The organism is Microcystis sp. M53603_WE2 (genome assembly GCF_030065435.1).
In genome coordinates this window covers 1-3,516 of the sequence record NZ_JASJFF010000911.1, presented here as the reverse complement: position 1 = coordinate 3,516, position 3,516 = coordinate 1, and the positions used below count along the sequence as shown (strand labels likewise).

Sequence of the window (3,516 nt, the reverse complement as noted above, 5' to 3'; positions counted from 1 at the left end):
CGTCGCAGTTTACCCAGGGAGTAAGAGCGAGATTTTCGGGCAGAATCAGGAAAAACAGTGAAAGAATGCAGAAAATGATTCATAAATTCCAGCTAAATTCTATAAACTGCGCCACCATGCCCAGAGGAAAAATACCAGCAACTTGGTTTTGGGTTCCCTCTTCTATTTTAAGGACTCCCTGTGCAAAAAAATTTTTTCTCGAAAGGTATCTAGATTAGGGTTGGCTGAAAAAGTTTGTTGGTGGGGTGAGGAGTCGGTCGCCGGTCGGGGAAGAGAGAGGCAAAAGGCAAGGGTTTGGAACTACACAAGGGAGGGTCTTTCTCCGTTTCCTGATGGGTTAAGCAAGAGGTAGAACCTCTAGAAATGCGTTGCAAGGGTCTCCCTTTGCGTTCGCTATTGTATAAACTCTTTGAAGTCTTGGTTCAGCATTATATTTATATTGATGATATTCTTGACGAATTTCTTCTAAGGCCGATAGTCTCGTTTGGTACGATTGACTACGCCAATAAGCTGTCTCCGTTTTGGGAGCTTTTAAGTTAACTTTTTGATAAGTGATTTTCATAGAGAGATTAAGTAGGTAGGCGTTAAAAACTATCAGACACCCCCCTTATCAAGGGGGGCAGGGGGGATCGACAGCCCCACTCTCTAGCGCAGCCTTCCCCCCCCAACCGCACCCCCCCTATCAAGGGGGGCAGGGGGGCGCGAACCTAAAATCCATTTTTCATTTAATTATAACCAGCTACTTAAGCTAAACGCAGGATTTGATTTTTGGCCATTAGTCGCAGGGTTTGTTGCAATTCCTCGCGACTGTGAATTTCCTCCAGACGATGAACGGGAACACCTTGATCGAAGAGAATTAACGTAGGCAGACTACGCAGACGAAAACTATTAGCTAATTGAAAATTCTCATCGGCATTGACACCGACTAATTGAATCGCATCTTGACACTCATTTTGCCAAGAACAGAGGGTGGGTTGGATTAAACGACATAAACCACACCAAGGAGCCCAAAAATGCACGAGAACCGGACGAGAAGACTCTAAAACTAGCTTAGGGAAGCTCTTTTCGTTTACAGATAGTATCATGTCTAAACGGATTTTATGAAAACTTGATTTTGATATAGAAACCATTCTACACCAATCGGGATCAATAAGAAAGGGGTTGGGAGCAAAATCACCAATAAATTTTACTTGTTGCTTGCATTAGCCAAGGATGCGCCCACCAGAGGAGTAAAATAAACCCTGTTACTCCTAGATAGGCCGGACGAAGGAATTCTTGCCATTTTAGGCTTTGCCGACCATCGATAATCGCTAAAAAGGGAATCACCGAGGTGCGTTCTTTGATCTTTAAAAATGCCTCTCCGTAACGGTCTTCTAACCGGCGATCGCCATGCCAGACGGCAAAAAGATGATGGGCAATTAAACCCAAGGAAGTTAATAGGGTAAAGCTTGTCCCTAACCAGAGGGTGTGAGCAATACACCAGATCACCTGTCCTACCATCTGGGGATGACGGGTAACGCGCAGGATGCCGGTTTCGTAGAGATGAACCTGCGGTTTTTGGATAGCGGCGATCTCCAGCAGGTTAAAAGTGGCAGGATAGAGAAAGAAAAAAGAAATGGCCGAAAGTATCCAAACTAGGGTTTTTACTCCGGTTACTCCCTGTACTTGCCAGAGAAGCAAACCATCATAACGATGATTGAAGAAATAAACTACTAAAATTACCGCTAGAGGGATACTCACAAGGGCAAATAATACCCGATACAGTCGCGCACCGATGATAGCTTCTCCCCCCATTCGTAAACTGGCTAATCCGCTATGGGCAACAGCAAAACCCAATAATAAACCTAACATGATCCAATGACTAGCGAATGCCACTTTTACCCTCTTGATTGACTAAATTTTTCTCCGAACTCTATTTTAAAGATTGATGGTTAATTTTTCGCCCCCTTTTTTTGTATTGCCAGTATCGAGGATTCGGGGCAAAATAAAACTATGCTTCCCCAAAGCGACCCCCAAGAATATAACTGGGGAACTATCTAATTTTGCCACTTTTTAGGTAATATGTCTTATCCCCAAAAGCGATTTGTGATGGTCTGTCAGCATTCTTCCTGTTTGGTGCAGGGTGCGTCTGAGCTTCTTTTAGCTTGGCAAACGGCAGCTCTCCCAGAAGATGTCATCGTTATGACCAGTGGTTGTCAAGGACAGTGTAGCACTAGCCCCACGGTGAGAATTATTCCCGAGGAAACCTGGTACTGTCGTGTTAAACCAGAGGATGTCCGTCAGATTGTCGAGGAACATTTAAAAAACGGTCAACCGGTTGAGCGTTTACTCCATCCACCCATTCACGCTCAATGGCAGTAAACTTGATCATCAATTTTTAAGTGATGCTTCACAATAGTCTTTTGCTCCTAGGTTAACCCCTTTGAGTGCCTGTGATTTCAGCTTAGTCTATTGTCTATGAGCGACTTAAAAATTCCCACAGCCAAGAGAGAAATAATTGCCGTGATAATTGTCCCCAAAAGTAGCTGTTATGTCATGAAAATAGTATATGAAAGACGGTTGTAAACCACAGATAAACAACAGATAAGCTGGTGTAGATTTAGGAGTTAATAACTTAATGGCTGTAACTACAAATCAAACAGGTGTAGCCCCTCTTTTGATCAATGGCAGACCCTTAAAAGCGATTAACACCTTCTACAATAAACAACGTTCCCGCTTGCAATCTCAACTGAAACCCCGAAATAATCTCCCCTCATCTAAGAGATTGATATTCCTCACCCATCAACGAAACTGTCGAGGAGAAAATTACCTACACACAGCCAGCAAAAGAGTAATAGATTGCTGTATTATTCATCAAATAGGGACGTTAATAATTGGGCATAATGAGCGCATGAAACAATCTCTTAATCTAGGAAAAAGAAATACTCAACAATTGGTCAATATTCCTCATTATAGATTAATAAAAATGTTAACCTATAAAGCTCAATTAAAAGGAATAAAAGTCATAATAACCGAAGAATCCTCTACCTCACAATCGAGTGCCTTAGATAGGGATGAGTTACCTAAATATGGTTATTAAAAACTGATTATTTATTCTCCGTTTTGCATGAGTGCCTCTTGCATGAGTGCCTGTCCTGATATGTAGCCTATACTCAAAGGATTTAGTATGAGTTAACTAAATATGGTGAAGAAAAACCATTATTTAAGGGAAAAAGGTTAGCTAGGGGACTTGATAAAATGGGAACAAATCAGTTGTTAAATGCCGATGTCAATGGGGCATTTAACATCATTAGAAAAGTAATTCCTGATGTCATTGACCAGGGAATAAAGGGTTTGCCGTTTAACCCGCTCCGTGCTTGACCCACTACGAATGAATAAGCTTTCAGACTTTTAAGTAAGGCTTGCTGAATAATGGTAAAACCCTTTTAAAATAAGGCTTTTGACCTGTTAAAATCCGATGTTAGTGCTGCGAAAATAGGATTGGAACCTTCAAAAACCTGCCATTATCCTTATTAT

At 41.8% G+C, this 3,516-nt stretch carries 5 protein-coding genes; 2 read left to right on the top strand and 3 right to left on the bottom strand.

Annotation, left to right across the window (positions count from 1 at the left end; genetic code table 11):
- Positions 1-209 precede the first annotated feature (209 nt).
- The 3 genes from PX481_RS19350 to PX481_RS19340 all read right to left on the bottom strand — a co-directional run bounded on the left by PX481_RS19350 (position 210) and on the right by PX481_RS19340 (position 1,875).
- Complete coding sequence (locus PX481_RS19350; RefSeq protein WP_002795997.1) at positions 210-374, bottom strand: hypothetical protein; 165 nt, start codon at positions 372-374, stop codon at positions 210-212.
- Positions 375-743: 369 nt separating this feature from the next.
- A complete protein-coding gene (locus PX481_RS19345; RefSeq protein ID WP_079207408.1) occupies positions 744-1,085 on the bottom strand; it encodes a thioredoxin family protein in 342 nt (113 codons plus the stop codon).
- Between the two features lie 88 nt (positions 1,086-1,173).
- Positions 1,174-1,875, bottom strand: a complete 702-nt coding sequence (locus PX481_RS19340) for an NnrU family protein (RefSeq protein WP_288095511.1) — start codon at positions 1,873-1,875, stop codon at positions 1,174-1,176.
- A gap of 186 nt (positions 1,876-2,061) precedes the next feature.
- Between PX481_RS19340 and PX481_RS19335 the strand changes: the two genes are divergently transcribed.
- Together PX481_RS19335 and PX481_RS19330 are read left to right on the top strand one after the other, a co-directional pair.
- Complete coding sequence (locus PX481_RS19335; RefSeq protein ID WP_288095508.1) at positions 2,062-2,361, top strand: (2Fe-2S) ferredoxin domain-containing protein; 300 nt, start codon at positions 2,062-2,064, stop codon at positions 2,359-2,361.
- Positions 2,362-2,617: 256 nt separating this feature from the next.
- The gene (locus PX481_RS19330) at positions 2,618-3,079 is read left to right on the top strand and encodes an IS200/IS605 family accessory protein TnpB-related protein (protein WP_249267965.1); all 462 of its coding nucleotides are present in this window, start codon (positions 2,618-2,620) and stop codon (positions 3,077-3,079) included.
- The last annotated feature ends 437 nt before the right edge of the window (positions 3,080-3,516 follow it).